Origin of the sequence: Microbacterium protaetiae (genome assembly GCF_004135285.1) — a bacterium.
Taxonomy (GTDB): Bacteria; Actinomycetota; Actinomycetes; order Actinomycetales; family Microbacteriaceae; genus Microbacterium; species Microbacterium protaetiae.
The window spans coordinates 1,873,000-1,891,079 of sequence record NZ_CP035494.1; the positions used below are offsets into that span (position 1 = coordinate 1,873,000).

The 18,080-nt window shown below is 68.3% G+C and carries 21 protein-coding genes and 2 pseudogenes; 1 reads left to right on the plus strand and 22 read right to left on the minus strand.

Annotation, left to right across the window (positions count from 1 at the left end):
• The 14 genes and pseudogenes from ET475_RS08710 to ET475_RS18410 all read right to left on the minus strand — a co-directional run.
• Complete coding sequence (locus tag ET475_RS08710) at window positions 1-2,061, minus strand: flagellar biosynthesis protein FlhA (RefSeq protein ID WP_129388688.1); 2,061 nt, start codon at window positions 2,059-2,061, stop codon at window positions 1-3.
• Window positions 2,058-3,149, minus strand: coding sequence for an EscU/YscU/HrcU family type III secretion system export apparatus switch protein (locus tag ET475_RS08715; RefSeq protein ID WP_129388691.1), 1,092 nt, complete (start codon window positions 3,147-3,149; stop codon window positions 2,058-2,060). The genes ET475_RS08710 and ET475_RS08715 overlap by 4 nt, the downstream gene beginning before the upstream one ends.
• Entirely contained in the window at window positions 3,146-3,907 is a 762-nt protein-coding gene (locus tag ET475_RS08720) for a flagellar biosynthetic protein FliR (RefSeq protein WP_129388694.1), read from the minus strand. Before ET475_RS08720 ends, ET475_RS08715 begins: the two co-directional genes overlap by 4 nt.
• A gap of 1 nt (window position 3,908) precedes the next feature.
• Window positions 3,909-4,184 carry a flagellar biosynthesis protein FliQ gene (gene fliQ, locus ET475_RS08725; protein ID WP_129388697.1) on the minus strand — a complete coding sequence of 92 codons (276 nt, stop codon included), beginning with the start codon at window positions 4,182-4,184 and terminating at the stop codon, window positions 3,909-3,911.
• Window positions 4,181-4,921 (minus strand): flagellar type III secretion system pore protein FliP, encoded by a 741-nt coding sequence (gene fliP, locus ET475_RS08730; protein ID WP_242497843.1) that lies wholly within the window; start codon window positions 4,919-4,921, stop codon window positions 4,181-4,183. The genes fliQ and fliP overlap by 4 nt, the downstream gene beginning before the upstream one ends.
• 234 nt (window positions 4,922-5,155) lie before the next feature.
• Window positions 5,156-5,521 (minus strand): annotated as a pseudogene (locus ET475_RS18260) (FliO/MopB family protein); the annotation flags it as partial.
• Window positions 5,469-6,128 (minus strand): flagellar motor switch protein FliN, encoded by a 660-nt coding sequence (gene fliN / locus ET475_RS08735; RefSeq protein ID WP_129388703.1) that lies wholly within the window; start codon window positions 6,126-6,128, stop codon window positions 5,469-5,471. The pseudogene ET475_RS18260 and the gene fliN, both read right to left, overlap by 53 nt.
• On the minus strand, window positions 6,125-7,051 hold the full coding sequence (locus ET475_RS08740; protein ID WP_129388707.1) for a flagellar motor switch protein FliM: 927 nt from the start codon (window positions 7,049-7,051) through the stop codon (window positions 6,125-6,127). Before ET475_RS08740 ends, fliN begins: the two co-directional genes overlap by 4 nt.
• Window positions 7,052-7,099: 48 nt before the next feature.
• Window positions 7,100-7,909: an OmpA/MotB family protein gene (locus ET475_RS08745; RefSeq protein ID WP_129388709.1), complete on the minus strand. Its 810-nt coding sequence runs from the start codon at window positions 7,907-7,909 to the stop codon at window positions 7,100-7,102.
• Window positions 7,906-8,733: a motility protein A gene (locus ET475_RS08750; protein WP_129388713.1), complete on the minus strand. Its 828-nt coding sequence runs from the start codon at window positions 8,731-8,733 to the stop codon at window positions 7,906-7,908. The genes ET475_RS08745 and ET475_RS08750 overlap by 4 nt, the downstream gene beginning before the upstream one ends.
• Complete coding sequence (locus ET475_RS08755) at window positions 8,733-8,960, minus strand: flagellar FlbD family protein (RefSeq protein ID WP_129388716.1); 228 nt, start codon at window positions 8,958-8,960, stop codon at window positions 8,733-8,735. The genes ET475_RS08750 and ET475_RS08755 overlap by 1 nt, the downstream gene beginning before the upstream one ends.
• 152 nt (window positions 8,961-9,112) lie before the next feature.
• A complete protein-coding gene (locus ET475_RS08760; protein ID WP_129388719.1) occupies window positions 9,113-10,273 on the minus strand; it encodes a flagellar hook protein FlgE in 1,161 nt (386 codons plus the stop codon).
• 22 nt (window positions 10,274-10,295) lie between these two features.
• A complete protein-coding gene (locus ET475_RS08765; protein ID WP_129388722.1) occupies window positions 10,296-10,715 on the minus strand; it encodes a flagellar hook assembly protein FlgD in 420 nt (139 codons plus the stop codon).
• A gap of 247 nt (window positions 10,716-10,962) precedes the next feature.
• Window positions 10,963-11,640, minus strand: a pseudogene (locus ET475_RS18410) (flagellar hook-length control protein FliK); the annotation flags it as partial.
• Between ET475_RS18410 and ET475_RS18125 the strand changes: the two are divergent.
• A complete protein-coding gene (locus ET475_RS18125; RefSeq protein WP_129388725.1) occupies window positions 11,591-11,872 on the plus strand; it encodes a hypothetical protein in 282 nt (93 codons plus the stop codon). The pseudogene ET475_RS18410 and the gene ET475_RS18125 sit on opposite strands and share 50 nt — an antisense overlap.
• Window positions 11,873-12,014: 142 nt before the next feature.
• Here ET475_RS18125 and ET475_RS08780 read toward each other — a convergent pair whose 3' ends face one another.
• Genes ET475_RS08780 through ET475_RS08815 form a run of 8 tightly spaced genes read right to left on the minus strand, consistent with a single transcriptional unit; the run spans window position 12,015 to window position 18,030 of the window.
• Window positions 12,015-12,434 carry a hypothetical protein gene (locus tag ET475_RS08780; RefSeq protein WP_129388728.1) on the minus strand — a complete coding sequence of 140 codons (420 nt, stop codon included), beginning with the start codon at window positions 12,432-12,434 and terminating at the stop codon, window positions 12,015-12,017.
• Window positions 12,431-13,723, minus strand: coding sequence for a FliI/YscN family ATPase (locus tag ET475_RS08785; protein WP_129388732.1), 1,293 nt, complete (start codon window positions 13,721-13,723; stop codon window positions 12,431-12,433). Before ET475_RS08785 ends, ET475_RS08780 begins: the two co-directional genes overlap by 4 nt.
• On the minus strand, window positions 13,720-14,325 hold the full coding sequence (locus ET475_RS08790) for a FliH/SctL family protein (protein ID WP_129388735.1): 606 nt from the start codon (window positions 14,323-14,325) through the stop codon (window positions 13,720-13,722). The genes ET475_RS08785 and ET475_RS08790 overlap by 4 nt, the downstream gene beginning before the upstream one ends.
• Window positions 14,315-15,337 (minus strand): flagellar motor switch protein FliG, encoded by a 1,023-nt coding sequence (gene fliG, locus ET475_RS08795; protein ID WP_242497823.1) that lies wholly within the window; start codon window positions 15,335-15,337, stop codon window positions 14,315-14,317. The genes ET475_RS08790 and fliG overlap by 11 nt, the downstream gene beginning before the upstream one ends.
• On the minus strand, window positions 15,334-16,992 hold the full coding sequence (gene fliF / locus ET475_RS08800; protein ID WP_129388738.1) for a flagellar basal-body MS-ring/collar protein FliF: 1,659 nt from the start codon (window positions 16,990-16,992) through the stop codon (window positions 15,334-15,336). The genes fliG and fliF overlap by 4 nt, the downstream gene beginning before the upstream one ends.
• A complete protein-coding gene (fliE, locus tag ET475_RS08805; protein ID WP_129388741.1) occupies window positions 16,992-17,297 on the minus strand; it encodes a flagellar hook-basal body complex protein FliE in 306 nt (101 codons plus the stop codon). Before fliE ends, fliF begins: the two co-directional genes overlap by 1 nt.
• Window positions 17,294-17,689, minus strand: a complete 396-nt coding sequence (locus ET475_RS08810; protein WP_129388744.1) for a flagellar basal body rod protein FlgC — start codon at window positions 17,687-17,689, stop codon at window positions 17,294-17,296. The genes fliE and ET475_RS08810 overlap by 4 nt, the downstream gene beginning before the upstream one ends.
• Complete coding sequence (locus tag ET475_RS08815; protein WP_129388748.1) at window positions 17,686-18,030, minus strand: flagellar basal body rod protein FlgB; 345 nt, start codon at window positions 18,028-18,030, stop codon at window positions 17,686-17,688. The genes ET475_RS08810 and ET475_RS08815 overlap by 4 nt, the downstream gene beginning before the upstream one ends.
• Window positions 18,031-18,080 lie beyond the last annotated feature (50 nt).

Here is an 18,080-nt window from a genome sequence, read left to right on the forward strand (position 1 = left end):
CTACTGGGGCGTGCCCGCTGGCACCTCGACCGCCCGCATCGGTTGGTCACGCACGATCCCGACGGTGAGGATCGGCAGCCCCGCCGCGCTGGCTTCGGTGTACGAGAGCACGGGCAGCCCGTCGGTCTGCGCTGCGACCAGTCTGCGCACGGCGGCTCGTAGCGCGGGCGCACAGACCAGCACCGTCTCGCCGCCGTCAGCCGCCGCCGCGACCGCCTCTCGCACCGAGGCGATGACGGCCTCGATCCGATCCGGTTCGAGCACGATCTGAGTGCCGTCGTCGCTGGGGCGCATGCCTTCGAGCATCGCCTGTTCGAGCAGCGGTTCGAGCATGATCACCCGTAGCGTGCCCGATTCGGCGAAGCGGGAGGCGACTGCGGGGCCGAGGGCGGAGCGCGTCGCCTCGATGAGCCCCTCGGGCTCGGTGGACACGCGGGCGCGCAGCGCGAGTGCCTCGTAGATGCGGGCAAGGTCGTTGATCGGCACGCGTTCGGCCAACAGCCCCTGCAACACACGCTGGACCTCGGCTAGCGACAGCAGCGTCGGCGTGAGCTCTTCGACGGCGGCGGGCGAGACCTGTTTGAGCGCATCGGTGAGCTGGCGCACGTCTTCCCGGCTGAGCAGCCGGGCCGCTGCGGATTGGATGACGCTGGACAAGTGCGTGACGATGACACTCGCCCGATCGATGACCGTCGCCCCGGCGAATTCGGCGCTGTGCCGCATCTCGGCGGGAATCCACTTGCCTTCCAGGCCGAAGACCGGGTCGTGTACAGCCGTTCCCGGCAGCGTGTTCAGCCCTGCACCGAGTGCGAGCACAGACCCGGGGGGAGCGGTCCCGCGACCGGTTTCGATACCGGCGACGCGGATGACATAGCTGGATGTGCCGAGTTCGACGCTGTCGCGGGTGCGCACCGGGGGCACCACCAGACCCAGCTCCAACGCAATGCGCCGCCGCAAGGCCTTGACACGCGCGAGCAGATCATCGGGCCCGCCCATCACGAGGTCAACGATGTTCGGCGCCAGCAGGATCTCGAGCGGATGCACACGCATCTTCTCGATCAGATCGTCGGTGCTCTCCGATACGATAGTCGCATCGGTCGGTGGCTCGATTGCTTCGTGGTGCTTGTTTTCTGCGCTCATGCGTTGCGACACCAGCAGCAGCAGCGCCCCGATGATCGCGAACGTCAGCACGGGCATCCCCGGCACGATCGCCAGGGCGAGGGCGGCGCCGCCAGCGATCGCCAGCGCGTGACGCGACTGCGTCAGTTGGGCCGAGGCCGCCTCGCCCATCTCGGCCTCGGCGTTCGAGCGGGTGACGATCATGCCGGTCGACACTGCCATGAGCAGCGCGGGAATCTGCGTGACCAGGCCGTCGCCGATCGTCAACAGCGTGTAGGTACTAACGGCTTCGTCGATGGCCATGGAGTGCTGCACCATTCCGATGGCGATGCCGCCGACGATGTTGATGATGATGATGACCAGACCCGCGATCGCGTCACCCTTCACGAACTTGGATGCGCCGTCCATCGCGCCGTAGAAGTCGGCCTCGGCGGCGACCTCGGCGCGGCGCTCCCGTGCCTGCACGTCGGTGATCAGGCCGGCGTTGAGATCGGCGTCGATCGCCATCTGCTTGCCGGGCATGGCGTCGAGGGTGAACCGCGCGCCCACCTCGGCGACGCGCTCGGATCCCTTCGTGACCACCACGAACTGAATGACCACGAGGATGAGGAACACCACCGCGCCGATGATCAGCGACCCGCCCACCGCGATCTGTCCGAACGCCTCGATCACCTGCCCGGCGTATGCCTGGCCGAGCACGAGGCGCGTGGATGCCACGTTCAAGCCGAGCCGGAAGAGCGTGGCCACCAGCAGCAGCGAGGGGAACACCGAGAAATCCAGCGGCTTGTTGACGAACATCGTCGTCAGCAGAATCACCAGCGCGAACATGATGTTCAGGATGATCAGCGTGTCCAGCAGGAACGGCGGGATCGGCACGACCAGCAGCATCAGGATGCCGACGACGCCGACCGGCACCGCGAGTTTGCGAAGCAGGCCCTTCATGCGGTTCTCCTCGGGGGAAGCGAGTGGATGCCGCGGGCAGATCCTCGTCGACGCAGCGCATCAACGAACACCAGCACCTGCGCCACGGCAGTGTACAGATCTTCAGGGATCTCCTGCCCGAGCGCGCAGGCGGCGTTCAGGGCGCGGGCAAGTGGGATGTCACGGACAAGCGGGACTCCCGCATCGGTCGCCTTCTCGCGAATGCGTTCGGCGATCACGCCGCTGCCCTTGGCCACGACCCGGGGCGCGGATCTGCCCACCTGATATCGGAGAGCGACGGCGATGTGGGTGGGGTTGACCACGACGACATCCGCATCGGCCACCGCGGTGATCATGCGGTTGCGACTCAGCGCGAACTGTCGCGAGCGGCGTTGCTGACGCACCAGCGGGTCACCCTCGCTGTTCTTGTTCTCGTCCTTGACCTCGCGCTTGGTCATGCGCGTGTGCTTGGCGTTGCGCCGCATCACGACGAACACGTCGATCGCTGCAAGTGCCAGGCCGACAGCCACCGTCGCCTGCAACAGGGTGCTGCTGCCCTGGCCTGCGGTCTGCAGCAGAAGGGCAATCGAGTGTGAGCCGCTGGCCTGCAGCACGGGCATGAGGCCGGCGATGACCAGCCACACTACGACGGCGATGGCTGCAGTCTTCAGCAGCGCCTTCGCGCCCTCCCACAGTGCCCGGCCGCCGAAGAGGCGAGCCACACCGCTGACGATGTTGAACTGCTCGACGCGCCCGCTCAGACGGCGCAGGTGCACGCCGCCCTGCATGGTCGCCCCCACCACCGTGACCACGGCGACGGTGGCCAGCAGTGGTCCGAGTGTCGCCGGCACCGAGCCGAGCCCGCGGCCGAGGATGGTCAGCGCAGTCGCTGGTGTCGGATCGTGCACGACCGCAGTGAGTGCGATCAGCTGCTCGCTGCCCGCCGATGCGCCGACGGCGATCGCAGCAGGCATGCACAGTGCTGCGGCACCGATGCTCAGCCATGCGGTCAGATCTTGGCTGCGGGCGAGCTTGCCCTTCTGCCGGGCTTCACGCAGGCGGCGGTCGCTGGCCTTTTCGGTGCGTTCGCCGCTGTCGGTATCGCTCATGGTCTCGCCCCTCCGATCATGCCCAGTGCGTTCGAGGCGAGGGCGTCGACGATTCCCGGAAGCGCGGCGAAGACACTGCCCCCCAGAACCAGCGCCAGCAACACTTTCACCGGCATCCCGAGCGCGAAGGCGTTCAGAGCGGGCGCGCCGCGGGTTACCAGACCGAGGGCGACGTCTGCGAGGAAGAGCACGACCAGCAGAGGGCCGGCGATCTGCACGGCGGCCAGGAACATCTGCGACAGTCCTGCCACGAGCAGATGCGCCGCGTTCGCAACGTCGAATGTGCCGCCGAGGGGAACCGCAGTGAAGCTACGGGCGAGTCCGGCGATGATCAGTTGGTAGCCGCCCGAGACGAACAGCATTGTCAGGGCCGTCATCTGGAACAGGCGGGTGAACTGGGCGCCGTTGATCTGAGCCTGTGGGTCGAAGATCTGCGAGATCTGGAATCCGCCGAACACATCGATGAGACCGCCGGCGGTCTGCACCGCAGAGAAGCACAGCAGTACAAGGAACCCAAGCAGTGCGCCGATCACGAGCTGCACGACGAGCGTGCCGAGGAACGGCGCGACGTCCAGGCTCCTGTACCCCGGGGCGACGGTTCCGCTGACAGCGAGCCCGAGGCCGATTCCCAGCATCCCCTTGATGCGTGCCGGGACGGCGCCGTGCGAGAACGGTGGCGAGATGAACAGGAACGCGGTCACGCGCACCGCGGCGAGCATCGTCGCCTCCAGCCAGGCGAAATCGACCGGGATGAACATGTCACCCGCCCGAGAGCAGTGTGGGGATGCGCGCGAACATCTCGTTCGTGAAGGAGATCAGCTCGGTGATCATCCAGTTGCCGGCGATCAGCAGCGCCAGGGCGACGGCGATCGCCTTCGGCACGAAGGAGAGCGTGACCTCCTGCACCTGAGTGATCGACTGCAGCAGCGAGATCGCGAACCCGACGACGAGGGCTGTCACCAGAAGTGGCGCGGCCAGCTTGCCGGCGATCAGCAGCGCCTGCGCGCCGATGTCGAGGGCGGCTTCGGGGCTCATCCGGTGCCCCCATAGCTCTCCACGAGCGAGCGCACGATCAGACCCCAGCCATCGACGAGGATGAAGAGCAAAATCTTGAACGGCAACGAGATCATCACCGGCGGCAGCATCATCATGCCCATCGACATAAGCGCCGCGGCCACGACGAGGTCGATCACCAGGAACGGTACGAAGATGACCAGGCCGATCACGAACGCGGCGCGCAGCTCGGAGAGCATGAACGCCGGGATGAGCGTGTACATCGGCACGCTCGTCTGGTCGGCGGGGTTCGGCAGGTTCGCGACCCGGGTCAGCAGTGCCAGGTCGTCCTCGCGCGTGTACGACAGCATCCACTGTCGCAACGGTTGCTGTCCGAGGTCGATGGCCTGCGTGAAGTCGATGTCGCCATGGATATACGGCTGCGCAGCCACCTGGTTGATGTCGGTGAGCACCGGCCACATGATGAACAGCGACAGAAACAGGGCGAGCCCGGCAAGCACCTGGTTGGGGGGAATGGTCGGTAGTGACAGTGCGTTGCGGGTCATCGCGAGCACCACAAAGATCTTCGTGAACGACGACATCATCAGCAGCAGTGCCGGAGCGACCGACAGCAGCGTGATGCCCAGCAGGGTGAGGATGGACGCCGAGGGCGAGCCGTCGATGCCATTGATGTCGATCGTGATGCCCGAATCGACGGCCGGCGGTGTCGGCGCGATCGGATCGACCACAGCCGCGTGTGCGGGGGTGCCGAGCGTCATCGCGAGGAGTCCGGAGATCACGACCGCGCCGGTGATCAGCAGCGTCCGCCGCAGCGCGCGAGGGCGGGATGCCGCGCGTCGGGCATCCCGCGAGCGTCCGAGACCGCGCGGCCACAGGCCGCCCAGCGTCGTGAGCGATATGAACGGGGTCGGCTCCGGTGGCCGTGACGCGCGACGATCAGCCCGTCGCATCGGCGCGGTCGCGGCATCCCGTGCCGATGTGGCGGACAGGACACTGTCGAACGACGTCCCGGTCGACGGGAGGTCGTCGGCGGTGACCGCCTCTGCGACCGTGGCCGGTTGAACGGGGAGCCGGTCGACGACGTTCACGCCATGCTCGGTCACGCCCAGCACATAGCGGGCGTCGTCGGTCTGTACGATCACGAGCTGCGCCTTGGCACCCAGGTTCTGTCGCCCCAGTATCGTGATGGGGCGGGCCGGAAGCCCGGCGTTGCGGCGCGAAAGCCGACGCTGCAGATACCAGAGCGCACCGAGTACCGCCGCCAGTGATAGGGCGACGCGCAGCGCCAGCAGCAGACCCTCCAGCTCAGACCTCGGCGTTCTCGAGGATGCGGGTGATCCGCACCGCGTAGTCCTGATCGACGACGACGACCTCGCCGTGGGCGATGATGCGGCCGTTGAGCTTCACATCGGCGGGCGCACCGGCCGAACGGTCGAGTTCGACGATGCGCCCCGGCTCGAGGTCGAGCACGTCGCGCACAGACATACGGGTGCGCCCGATCTCGACGGTGAGTTCCATCTCGACACCGGCAATGCGCTGGAGACGGCGCGACGGCGCAGCCGCCGCCTCGGACCGGTGCGTGATGCGCACGGCGAGGCGGCCGATGGTGCGCCCGGTCTCGTCTTGCAGATCGAACACCTGCGCGAGCGGGTGCGCGAAGATGGGCGAGGCGTCTGCGATGCTCGTCTCTCCCAGAGTCCCCGGGCCCAGTGCGGCCACGGCGGCAGCCAGCGCGCTGTGCAGCCGGTCGGACAGCGGCGCATCGGGTAGTCCGTCGATGAGGGCAGCCGGGTCGAGGATCTGCACGGCCAGCTGGGCGCTGGTCTCGCCGACATAGCTGACCACGAGCGCCTCGCCGGTGTCGCCTGACGAGTCGGCGGCGCGTGCGGTGACGGGACCGGCAATGGGCAGTCTTGCGGCGAAAGCCGCCGCGGCGGCGGACTCGTGGGCGGTGATGCTGGTCACAGGGACTCCTCGACGAGGTCGGGCGCGGTGGCAGTGATCACGCACGCCAGGCGTGCGCCGCTGGTGCCGACGGCGGCGGTCGCCAGCGTGTGGTGGTCGACGACGAGATCGAGCGGGCGGTCGGCGTGGTGCGGAAGGGAGATCACGTCGCCGACACAGAGCCCCAGCACCTCCGGCGGGCGTACTGAGCGCGGTGCAAGACGCAGGGTGAGCTCGACGGGGGCGTCCTCGATGTGCTGCCGCAGCAGCCCAGGTACCGCTGCGTCGGCCTTGTGCGCACGCTGCGCGGCGAGCTCGTCGAGCACCACCGAAGCCGGCAGCATGACGCTTGCCGGAATGGTGCGCTCACCCACTCGCATCGAGAAGCGCACCACGACGACCAGATCGCCTGCCGCCGCGACCTGCGCGAACAGCGAGTTGTACTGGATGCCGGCGACGGACAGCTCATGCGGCAGGAGATCGCCGAGAGCGTTGCCGATGTTCTCGGCTGCGTCGGCCATGAGCGCTCGGATCAGTGACTGTTCGATGGCGGTGAACGGGCGGTCATCGGGGTGGTCGGCGGGCTTGCCGCCCACCATCTGCACGATCCATGAGATGCCGGCCGACAGCGGAAACTGGATGATCACGCGCTCATCGGTCTCGGACAGCGCGCACACCACGACGGTGGTTGTCACCGGCAGGGAGTCGGCATACTCGTCGTACCGTTGCATGGTCACCGACTCCAGCGACACGTGGGAGCGTACGCCGATCTTGACCGACAGTTGTGCGGCCCATTGGCGCGAGAAGGCCTCGAAGGCGACTTCGAGCGAGCGCGCGTGCTCGCGGCTGAGTGTTGCCGTGCGGCCGAAGTCGTACACCTGGACGTCGACGACAGCCCCGTCGGCCGCTGGGGCCGCCGAGGGCGCGCTCGTCTCGATCACCACGACCGGGACTATCGGGCGGTGATCGTCGTGCGTAAGACGAGAAACAGGTCAGGACGTCTTCTGCGCTGCCTGCAATTGAGGCAGGAGCCGGCGCACCCCCTCTGTGGCGTCGGAGAGCACGACGATGTCCACACGCCGATTCTGGGCGAGGGCGCTCGTGGTGGAGCCGTCGGCGACCGGGTGCGCGTCGCCGTAGCCCACCGCCTTCACATGGCCGGGATCGAGCCCGCGGTCTTCGACGAGGTAACGCAGCACCTGGGTGGAACGCTCGGCCGACAGCTCCCAGTTGGTGGGAAACGGTGCGGCGGCCGCGCGGTGGTCGGCGTGGCCCTCGACCGAGATCTGGTTCGGGATGTCGCTGAGAACCCCGCCGAGGGCGTCAAGCACGGTGACCGCGCGCGTGCTCAGCACCGTGCTGTTGGTCGCGAAGAACGTCTCGGCGCTGACCAAGCCGATCGTCAGCCCGCGTTCGTCGATCGTCAGGGTCGCGGTATCGGTCAGTCCTTCCTCTTCCAATGCTGCGCGGAGCTTGTCGCGCAGCGCGGACAGCTCGTCGAATTCGGCGCGGGCGGCCTGCAGCTCGATGTCGGCGAAACCCTGGGCGTTTTGGTCGAGGAGCTCAGGGGGAACGACGACGCCCTCCGCGGTGTCGACGGTGTTGGAGGAGTGCTGGCCGAACCCCGTGGCCAGAGAGTTGCTCAGCGCGACGAACTTCTCTGCATCGACTGTGGACATTGCGAACAGGACGATGAACATGCACATCAACACCGTCACCATGTCGAGGTACGAGGCCATCCAGCGCTCGTCGGGGCCGTGCGGCTCCTCGGGCACAGTGCGCCGTCTGCGCCGGGCGCTCATGGGGCCGTCACGGGATTCGAAGTGGTCTCGGAGCCCGCGCGGCGACCTGCCTTCTCGGGCTTGTGCCCCTTCTCTCCCGGACGCTGGGACACCATGGCCCGCAGGCGCTCGCCGACGAAGTGCGGTGGCGAACCGGCCTGCACCGCCAGCATCCCCTCCATGAGCAGCGTCATGCGCTCCAGTTCGAGCTCGCCGAGCCGTTGCAGGCGACCGCCGATGGGCAGCCAGATGAAGTTCGCGGACAGCAGGCCCCAGAGCGTGGCCACGAACGCCGTCGCGATCATCGGGCCCAGTGTGGCGGGACTGTCGAGATTCTCGAGCACATGCGTGAGGGAGACGACCGTGCCGATGATGCCGATCGTGGGGGCGAAGCCGCCGAGGGTCATGAAGAACTTGGATGCTGCGCGGTTGCGTGCGGCGGCCGAAGCGATCTCATCCTCCATCACGATTCGCAGCTCCTCGGCATCCGTGCCGTCGGCGATTCCCTGCAGCGCTTGCTTGAGGAACGGGTCGTTCTCGTCGCGCACAAATTGTTCGAGGGCGAGAAGGCCTTCGGAGCGTGCCGTCTCGGCGTAGCGGACGACGGCGGCGATCATGCTGTGTGCGGTGCGCTTGTCTCCGCGCAACGCGCGGGGCAGCGACTTGACCGCGAAGACGGCGTCGCGCAGCGTGCCGCTGGCGATGCCGACGGCGATCGTCGCACCGAACACCAGCACCATCGGTGCTGGCAGCAGCAGGGCGGTCACCGAGGCGCCTTCGATGCCGATCATGGCCAGCAGGGCGCCGAAGGCCAGCACGAGGCCGAGGATGAAGGCGGGGTCCATCAGCGCTCCTCCTGGGGGTCGTCCGCGCGCGAGAGAACAGCGGCGGTCGCGAGCACGCGCGCGCGGAAGTCGGTGATCTCCTCGATCACCTTGTTCATGCTCTCGGTGACGACGAACGTGGCGCCGTCGACCAGGGTGATCGTGGTGTCGGGAGCAGCCTGGACGCGCTCGATCAGATCGGGGTTGACCGCGAATCGGCTGTGATTCAAGCGCGTGAGGACGATCATGGGCTCCATCCTGGAAACTCCGCCCCTGCGAGGCAGGGGCTCGGCGGCCCTTCCTGGGCCGTCAAGAGTGACTGTCGGCCGCTGGGGGTGCGGCGTTAGCGCGATGACGCGAGGGATTCCGCCTCCGATTGGTGCGAACGCGCCGGCAGGCGTCAGCGCTTGAGGTTCGTGAGCTCCTGCAGCACCTCATCGCTGGTGGTGATGATGCGCGCGTTCGCCTGGAATCCGCGCTGGGCGACGATGAGGTTGGTGAACTCCTGTGACAGGTCGACGTTCGACATCTCCAGCGCGCCGCTGACCACCTTGCCCATGCCGTCGGCTCCTGCGGCGCCGATCTTCGGCTGGCCGGAGTTGACGCTGGGCAGGTACTGCGACGAGCCGGTCTTCTCCAGCCCCCCGGGGTTCACGAACGTCGCGAGCGCGATCCGGGCGAGAACCTGTGTCTTGCCATTGCTGAACGTGCCGACCAGGCTGCCGTCGTCCGAGAGCGCGTACGACAGCAGTGTTCCGGCGGCCCCACCGTTCTGGGAGTCGAAGGCGATCGTGTCGATGTCGGCGTAGCCGGTCACCGTCGACAGGTCGACCGTGATGCCGTGGGAGATGATCGAGCCGCCGCCGGTCAGCCTGCCGTCGGTGAAGCCGAGTGTCGTGGTCACGCCGTCGTCGTCGGCGACGTCCCACCCGGTGGCGGTGCGGGTGAACGTCAGCCGGATCGATGACGGCTTGCCCTCGGCGTCGTATGTCGTGGTGTCACGGACGAGCTGATCGCCGATGGGCGTGTCCGAGGGAAGGTTTCCGGCCACTGCTGCCGTTGTCGTAGCCGTTGCGGGCAGAGTCGCACCGACCGGCAGGGTGATGTCGCCAAGCGCCTGGCCTTCCTGGATCGTTCCGTTTTGCGCGGTCCACCCCTGCACCAGTGCGCCGTCGGCGGTGACCAGGCGCGCGCTGGAGTCGAAGGAGAAGCCGCCGTTACGGGTGTAGCGGGTCTCGGCCCCCGAGCGCACCACGAAGAAGCCGTCTCCGGCGATCATCAGGTCGGTGGGCACGCCGGTGGACTGGGTGGATCCCTGCGTGAAGTTCGTCTTGATGCCGGCGACCTGCACTCCCAGGCCGACCTGCGCGGGGTTCGAGCCGCCGGAGTCACGCTGCGGAAGCGTGGAGTTCTGGACCAGTTGTGACAGCGAGTCTTGGAACTGCACCGCGGAGGCCTTGAAGCCGGCGGTGTTGACGTTGGCGATGTTGTTGCCGGTGACATCCAGCATGGTCTGGTGCGAGCGCAGGCCCGAGATGCCGGAGTACAGGGAGCGGAGCATGGTGATGCCTTTCTGAGAGAGATCAGGTGAGAGCGGTCAGGCCGGAGACGGCGTCGAGGGCAACGGTGGTGCCGCCGATGGTCAGCTGTGGCACCGTGTCGGCGAACGACACCGCGTCGACTTTTCCGGCGTGCTCGACTCCGGCGTCGTCGACGTAGTGGGCTTGCGCGCCGATGAGGGCGGCGGCGGCCTGACGCATCGTGAGGGCGAAGTTCTCGGTCGTCGTCGTCGACAGTGCCGTGAGCTGTTCCATGGAGGCGAGTTGGGTGGTCTGGCCGATCATCTCGTTGGTGTTCATCGGCGAGCTGGGGTCTTGGTTGGCCAGCTGCGTGACCAGCAGCTTGAGGAAGACCTCCGAGTCGAGCGTCTGCTTGCGTTCGCTGCCGGTGGAGGCTGCACCCGTGTACAGGCTGGCCGTAGAGACGGGGTCGATGGTGGTCATGGTGTCCTTTCGCGTCAGGCGAAGATGTCGATTCCGAAGAATGCGCCGTCGGTAGCCCGCACCGAGGACGACAGATCGTCGCCGGCCGGGAGCGGGCGACCGGGAGGCGACGGATCGGCGCGCACCGACGAGGACCCAGGCTGTCCAGACTGGCCCGGGCCGGGCTGGGGCTGCCCTCCCGCACCGGACTGGCCAGCTGGGCCCCCGGTTGCCCGGATGAGGCGCCGCCGGGGGATGCGTCCCCGGGCGAGACGGTCAGCGACGCCTGCGGCGCCGCCGCAGCAAGGTCGCGACGCAGATCTGTGAGAATGGCGCGCAGCGCGTCGCGTCCGAGGTCGGTGGGCGCGTGCAGTTCGATGCGGACGGCGCCGCCGTCGATGTGCGCACGCACGGTGACCGGACCGAGGTTCTCGGGCGACACGGTGAGGGTGATGCGGTGCTCGCCGTCCGAGGCCTGAGCGAGCGAGACCACCGACGCTCTCAGCTGGGGCCCGAGTGCCGGCCAGGCTGCGGCGGCGGCAGTGGTCGGACTGGGCGCGGCCGCCGCGGCCAGCACCGGCGGCGCGGGCGCGGGGGGCGTGGTCGCAGATGCCCCGGCAGACGTGTCGACGCTCCGTCCGGGCGCGGGTGAGGCGGCAGTTCTGGCCGGATTCCCGGTGGGTATCGCGACGGCGAGGGCGGGGAGGGCAGGGAAGGCTGTGGCGCTTCCGGTATCGGCAGCGGTTGCCGCCCCGGTCACCTCCGTCGAGATCTCGGGGCGTGGCGAGGGGCGAGAAGACTGAGTGAGGGCTGGGGTCGTCGTGCGGGATCCGGGTGCTTGGGTAGCCGGTGTCGGGGGAGTGCCCGACCACGCCGCAGCCGGCAGGGCGAGGATCGTGGCCGTATCCACCGGCACGCCGGCAGACGTTTTGTGCCCGGGGATCACGGCGTTCTCGAGGCGAGGGGTGGTCTCCTCCGGCGGCGCCGGCGTGGTTCCGACGGTGGCGGTCTCGCCGGCGCCGTCGGATGCCGGAACAGCGGCGATCGGCGAGGGCACGATGAGGGGCATGGGCATGGTCGACGCGGTGGAGGGAGCGGGACCGGTCGACCGGTCGGCCGTCTCGTCCGACGTCGTGCCGGCGGCGAGCGGCGATGTCTTCGCGTCGGGACCGTCGTGAGCAGCCGCGGTCACGGCGATGGTGCTCTCCGGGCTTGTGTTCAGGGCGGTGTGCACGGCCTCGGCGAATGCCGTCGCGCCGTCGCTTCTGGACCGCGTGGCCGTGGGCGGACGGGCATCGACGACTGCCAGTGCCGGGACGCTCATCCGTCGGCCTGCCCCTGCATGCGCGCGGCGATCTCGTCGAGCTCGAGCTGCTCGCTGCGCAGCCGTTCGACGTGCGCGTGCCGGCTGTGCGCCTGTGCGAGCTTCTCCAATCCCTTGACCTCGCGTCGGCGTTCGCCGTGCGCCGCACGCGTCCGCTCGAGTGTCTGCTGTTGCAGCGCGGAGACGGCCGATAGATCCGCCAGCAGTGAGCGACCGGCCGCGCGAGCAGCGGCCAGGGCGGCCAGGGCGCGCACATCGGGAATGTCTGAGTCTGCACCGCCCAGGGCGGCACGCAGTTGGCGGTTGCGCGCCTCGGTCTGCCCGGCCTCGATGGTGGCGCGCGACAGGCGCTGTGCGGCCTCGCGCTCCTGCGCGCTGCGTACCCGCAACAGCCCTGCCAGTGAGAAGCGCGTCATCCGACACCTCCGAAGTCGGACACCAGAGCGGCAAGACGGCGCCACGAGTCCTCGGCCGTGCTGGTTTCGTCGAGCGGCTGGGTGAGAAAGTCGGCGATCGCGCGCTCGTTCGCGATCGCGGCATCCACGCGGGCGTTGGCACCGGCCTGATAAGCGCCGATGTCGATGAGATCGCTGGCGCCGCGTCGTTCCGCAAGCACCGCGCGCAGGGTGGTCACCAGTGCGCGCTGGTCGGGGGTGGTCACCTTTCCCGCCACCCGCGATACCGATCCCAGCACATCAATCGCCGGGTGGTGGCCGCTCAGCGCGAGCGCGCGATCGAGCACGATGTGTCCGTCGAGAATCGATCGGACCGCATCGGCGATCGGCTCGTTGTGGTCGTCGCCGTCCACGAGCACGGTGTAGATGCCGGTCACCGAGCCCCCCTGGTCGGTGCCTGCCCGTTCCAGGAGCCGTGCCAGCAGAGCGAATGTCGACGGCGGGTAGCCGCGTGTCGCGGGCGGCTCACCGGCCGACAGCCCGATCTCGCGCTGCGCCATCGCGACGCGGGTCAGCGAGTCCATCATGAGAATCGCGTGCGCGCCTTCATCACGGAATCCCTCCGCGATCCGTGTCGCGGTAAACGCGGCGCGAAGCCGTGCCATGGCCGGCTGATCGGATGTCGAGACCACCACGACCGTCCGAGCCAGTCCCCTCGGTCCCAGATCGTCTTCGATGAATTCGCGCACCTCGCGGCCGCGCTCGCCGACAAGCGCGATGACGACGGCATCGGCATCCATCCCCCGCGCGATCATCGACAAGAGCGATGACTTGCCGACGCCCGACCCGGCGAAAAGCCCCACCCGCTGGCCCTGTCCGACTGTTGTCAGCGTGTCGATCGCGCGCACGCCCAGCGGGAGGGGGACAGCGATCCGGTCGCGCCCCATCACCGACGGGGGCTCGTGATCCGCGGCCACGAGGGGGGCCCGAAGACGACCGCGACCGTCGACGGGCCGGCCGAGTCCGTCGATCACTCGCCCGAGAAGCTCCCTGCCCACCGGCACGCGCGGCGGACCGCCGAGGCTGCGCACCGGCGCACCCACGACAAGACCATCGGCCGATACCAGCGGCATGCATCGCACGCCGTCGTCGCCGATGGCCACGACTTCGCCGGGGTGTCCATCGAGGGCGACCAGATCGCCGACCGCGCAGTCGATGCCGCGCACCTGCACGCTCAGTCCGCGCACCTGCGCGACGCGTCCGACCCGCTCGGGTCGCGCAGCATCGAGCACAGCACCCCAGCCCGTCACGCCGTGACCTCCTGGACGGCACGCCGGGCACGCTTGAGAGCGGCGTCGACTCGCGCGTCGACATATCCGTCGTCCACGACGGCGATGGCATCGCCACGGGCCAGTTGCTCGTCCGCGACGAGCGAGATCCCGACGGGTGCGACCTCGAGGCGCTCTAGTGCGGCGAGGTCGTCCGGGTTCAGACGGATCTCGCAGACGTCGGCGGGGTCGGCGGACCGCAGCGCACGGCGCACGGCTGCGCTGGCCGATCCCTCGACGTCGGACAGCTCCGCGGCGATGATCACCGTCGCCAGTTCGATGGCTCGGGCGAAGACCTGGTCCGTCGTCGCGGCGGACACCTGCTGCGTCCGTTCGTGCAGTGCTTCCGCGGCGGCGTGCAGTGTCGTGATGGCACGAGCCACCAGGCGCCGCTGCCCCTCATCGCGCGCGGCGCGGCGAGCCTCGGAGCCCGCTGCGGCGACGGCGGCCTGTTCGACGGCGGCCCGCACGCCGGCGGCATGTCCATCGGCATACCCGCGATGCCACGCGCGCTCGCGTTCGGCCTCCAGTCCCGCATCATGCAGGTGGGGGAAGACGACGGGAGCGAAGATGTCAGCTGACATAGACGTCTTCCTCTACACGGCGCACGGTGATGTCACCCGACGCTTCGAGAGCGCGGATCGTGCGTACGATCTCTGCGCGCGCCTCTTCGATCTGCGACATGCGCACGGCGCCGAGAGCCTGCGTCTCGTCGTCGAGCGCATCGCGATTGCGCTCGGATACGTTACGTCGGATGACCTCCGCGATTTCGGGCTGCGCACCCTTGAGCGCGAGCGCGAGCGCCCGGATGTCGATCCCGCGCAGCACGCGCTGCGCGTCGCGGTCCTCGAGCTTGACGATGTCGGCGAAAGTGAACATCCGTGAGCGGATGTCTTCGGCCAGTGCCTCGTCGCGCTCTTCGATGCTGGCCAGAAGGGCCTTCTCGACGGTCGCGTCGGAGCTGTTGATGATCTCCACGAGCGGCTCGACGCCGCCGAGTGCTTCGGGCTTCTCTCGTGCCGCGAACACCCCGGTGCGTGCCCGTAGTGCGTCGCTGACGATCGAGATCGCCTCTTGGGTGGCTGTGCCCATCGTCGCAATTGCCTGGGCGACATCGGTGCGTCCGGGATCAGGAAGAGCGGCCAGCACGGTGGCCGCGCGATCGGCCGACAGATGGGCCAATACCAGCGCCACCGTCTGCGGTAGCTCATCGTCCAGTAGCGCGGCCAGTTCGGTGGGGGATGCCGCATCCAAGAAGTCAAATGCGGCGGCAGCTTTCGTCGCCGTGACTCGGTGTAGGACCTCAGCGGCGCGTTCGACACCCAGCGACGCTTCGAGCAGCCGGGCGGCGATGTCACGACCGCCGCGACCCGGGGGCAGGTGCCCCGACGCGAGGCGATGGAAATCGGCCAGCGCACGGGCCGTGGTCTCGGCATCCAACTGCCGGAGCGTGACGATCTCGGTGGCGATCGTCTCGGCCTCGGACTCGGAGAGGTGTTTCATCACCTCAACCGCCTGAGCCCGCCCGAGGTTCATCACGACGACGGCGGCCGTCTGCCGTCCGCTCAGGGTGGGTGGGTCCATGGTCAGGGTCATGCGTCCTGCCTCTCCTCGAGCAGATCGCGCAGCAGATCGGCGGTGCGGTGGGGATCCTGCCGTGCGAGGGCATCGATCTCGTGGCGACGCCGCTCCAAGCGCATCTGTGCCGGTTCGAGCTCCCGTTCCAGGTCGTCATCAGGCTCGGGCCCCGGCTCGGGCACCGGGTCGTCGATCAGCAACGCGGCGACCGGATCCGGCTGGGCCCGCACAGCCAGACCCGCATCGGTGGGTGCCAGCAGCGAGCGCGGCTTGCCCTCGAGCAGCGGGACATAGGTGGGATCGCCGAACTCGTCATCGCGCGACCGACGCCGGGCGCGCACGACGAAGACGACCAGTGCGATGAGCAGCGGCAGTGCGATGGCGGCGGCGATGATGATCGTGTTGCGCAGCGTCGCGGCGCGCTCGGCGTCGGCCGCGTCTTTGGCGGCCTTCAGCGCGTCTTGCGCGGCCTTGCTCTCGGTCTGGCTGAACGGCACGAACTCGACCGTGACCGCGTCGCCTCGTTTCGTATCGATACCGGCGGCGGTCGAGACGAGCTCGCGCAGCTGATCGGCGTCGACGCTTCCGGCGGCAGCGGAATCGACCGCCACCGAGACGGACTGGCGGCGCAGTTTGCCGGCTGGCGTCGTCGTGGTCTGGGTGGTCTTGTTGATCACGTTGTTGCGGGTGGTCTCGGTGGACTGGTAATCACTGTCGGCGTCGTCGCCGGAGGGAACAGCGATGTTGTCTGGCCCAAGCACCCCCGCGTCGGTGCTGCTGCCCTTCGACGTCTGCGTCTTCGTCTGCTCACTGGCCGGTGGGGCGCCGTCGGCCGGGGCATATGTCTCATCCTGGCGCTGGTTCGATGAGCGGTCGATGTCGGCGGTCACGGTGACGGTCGCGTTGCCGGGCCCGACGACAGCATCGAGCATCTTCTGCACACTCGCCGCGACGCGGCTCTCATAGTCGCCGGCCTGTTCGTCCACCCCGCCGGAGGTCCCCGTGCCCGCCGCCGACAGGGTGTGGCCGGCCTGGTCGACCACTGCGACGTTCTCGGGTTTCAGGCCGGTGACCGCCGCCGAAGTGAGGTGCACGATGGCCTCCACCTTTTGCGACGACAGCGTCGACCGGTCGGACACCTCCACGAACACCGACGCGGTGGGGTCCTGTGTCTGAGAGACGAAGACGCTTTCTTCGGGGATTGCGAGTTTGACCGAGGCGGCGGTGACGCCATCCATCGATGCGATGGTGTCGGCGAGCTCGCCTTCGATCGCCCGCTTGTAGGTGACCGACTGCTGGAACTCGGATGCCGTCACCCCCATCTTGTCGAGCAACGTATAGCCGCCCGAACTCGAGGTGGGAAGACCTGCGGATGCGGCCGCCAGGCGCTGGTCATAGACCTCTTCTTTCGGAACCAGCACGGTCGAACCGCCGTCGGCCAACTCGTACGGCACCGAGTCCGATCGCAACTGCTCGACGACGGCGTTTGCGTCGGAGGCGCTCAGCCCCGAGAACAATGGCGAGTAGTCCGGGCGGCTCATCCAGCTGAACAGGGCGACACCGCCGAGGATCACGGCGGCCAGGCCGATGATCGCTATCGTGCGCTGGGCGAGGGTGAAACCCGAGATGAACCTTCCCAGGCGGTGCAGCGCAGAGGTGACGGACGGGGGCATCAGGCCTGCATTCGCATGATCTCGTTGAACGCGTCCACGCCCTTGTTGCGCACGGCGGCCACGAGTTCGAGGGTCACCGACGCGCGGGTGGACGCGATCATAGCGGCGTGGATGTCGTCGAGGTCACCGGTCACCGCGGCCACATTCAGCTCGTCGGACGTCGACTGCAGTGCGCGCAGCTCGTCTACGGCACCGGCCAGGCTCGAGGCGAACCCGGTGTCATCGCCGGTGGGGGACGTCGTGGCCGGTACCTGCGGGAGCCCGGGGGAGAGAGCCGCCGATACCGCGTCGATGCCCGCGCTCATCGGCCGTGGCCGATCTGGAGGGCGGCTTCGTAGGTGTTGCGGGCGCGATCAACGACACCGGCGTTCGCCTCATAACCGCGCTGGGCGAGGATGAGCTGTGCCATCTGGTCGGCGAGGTCGATGTCGGGGTAGCGGACGTTACCGTTCTCATCGGCGAGGGGGTTGTCGGGCTCTTGTACCAGCCGCCCCTCGGCAGAGCCGAGCGAGACACCGGCGACATAAGCCCCCGGTGACAGATCGCTGGTGGTCACGCGCACATAGCGTTCGCGGAACGCGGTGTCGTCGGGCGCAACGGCGGTGTTGATATTGGCGATGTTGTCGCTGAGGGCGTCGAGCCACTTGCGATGTACGGTGAGGCCGGTTCCGGCGATACCGATCGCGTCGAAGGTCATGATGTCGTCCTCAGGGCCGTGCGCACCGCGGAGAACGGACCGTCCACCGCCTGGGACGCGAATTGGTAGCGCAGTGTCGTGTCGATGCTCGAGAGGGTCTCGGTGTCGAGATTGACGTTGTTGCCGTCCAGGCGCGTGGGCTCCAGGGACTCGCCCACGGAAACGGTCGCGTGCCCGTCGCCGGTGGCCACAGCCGCAGCGAGTGCGTCTTCGAACTGCACCCGCTTCGCGTGATATCCGGGGGTGTTGATGTTGGCGATGTTGTCAGCGATCGCGCGCTGGCGCTGCGAGAGCGCGTCCAGCGCACTGGACAGTGCGGTGATGGTCACAGAATCGAGCACAGGCCGGTCTCCCGATCAGGTCGGTAGGTGGCGGCCGATCCCTGGCCGAT

What these genes read in the sequence shown, in the direction of transcription:
- ET475_RS08710 (WP_129388688.1), bottom strand. Translation starts at nt 2,061, where the DNA reads ATGAAGGGCCTGCTTCGCAAACTCGCGGTGCCGGTCGGCGTCGTCGGC.
- ET475_RS08715 (WP_129388691.1), bottom strand. Translation starts at nt 3,149, where the DNA reads ATGAGCGATACCGACAGCGGCGAACGCACCGAAAAGGCCAGCGACCGC.
- ET475_RS08720 (WP_129388694.1), bottom strand. Translation starts at nt 3,907, where the DNA reads ATGTTCATCCCGGTCGATTTCGCCTGGCTGGAGGCGACGATGCTCGCC.
- fliQ (WP_129388697.1), bottom strand. Translation starts at nt 4,184, where the DNA reads ATGAGCCCCGAAGCCGCCCTCGACATCGGCGCGCAGGCGCTGCTGATC.
- fliP (WP_242497843.1), bottom strand. Translation starts at nt 4,921, where the DNA reads ATGACGCTCGGCACCCCCGCACACGCGGCTGTGGTCGATCCGATCGCG.
- ET475_RS08745 (WP_129388709.1), bottom strand. Translation starts at nt 7,909, where the DNA reads ATGAGCGCCCGGCGCAGACGGCGCACTGTGCCCGAGGAGCCGCACGGC.
- ET475_RS08750 (WP_129388713.1), bottom strand. Translation starts at nt 8,733, where the DNA reads ATGGACCCCGCCTTCATCCTCGGCCTCGTGCTGGCCTTCGGCGCCCTG.
- ET475_RS08755 (WP_129388716.1), bottom strand. Translation starts at nt 8,960, where the DNA reads ATGATCGTCCTCACGCGCTTGAATCACAGCCGATTCGCGGTCAACCCC.
- ET475_RS08760 (WP_129388719.1), bottom strand. Translation starts at nt 10,273, where the DNA reads ATGCTCCGCTCCCTGTACTCCGGCATCTCGGGCCTGCGCTCGCACCAG.
- ET475_RS08765 (WP_129388722.1), bottom strand. Translation starts at nt 10,715, where the DNA reads ATGACCACCATCGACCCCGTCTCTACGGCCAGCCTGTACACGGGTGCA.
- ET475_RS08780 (WP_129388728.1), bottom strand. Translation starts at nt 12,434, where the DNA reads ATGACGCGCTTCTCACTGGCAGGGCTGTTGCGGGTACGCAGCGCGCAG.
- ET475_RS08790 (WP_129388735.1), bottom strand. Translation starts at nt 14,325, where the DNA reads ATGTCAGCTGACATCTTCGCTCCCGTCGTCTTCCCCCACCTGCATGAT.
- fliG (WP_242497823.1), bottom strand. Translation starts at nt 15,337, where the DNA reads ATGACCCTGACCATGGACCCACCCACCCTGAGCGGACGGCAGACGGCC.
- fliF (WP_129388738.1), bottom strand. Translation starts at nt 16,992, where the DNA reads ATGCCCCCGTCCGTCACCTCTGCGCTGCACCGCCTGGGAAGGTTCATC.
- fliE (WP_129388741.1), bottom strand. Translation starts at nt 17,297, where the DNA reads ATGAGCGCGGGCATCGACGCGGTATCGGCGGCTCTCTCCCCCGGGCTC.
- ET475_RS08810 (WP_129388744.1), bottom strand. Translation starts at nt 17,689, where the DNA reads ATGACCTTCGACGCGATCGGTATCGCCGGAACCGGCCTCACCGTACAT.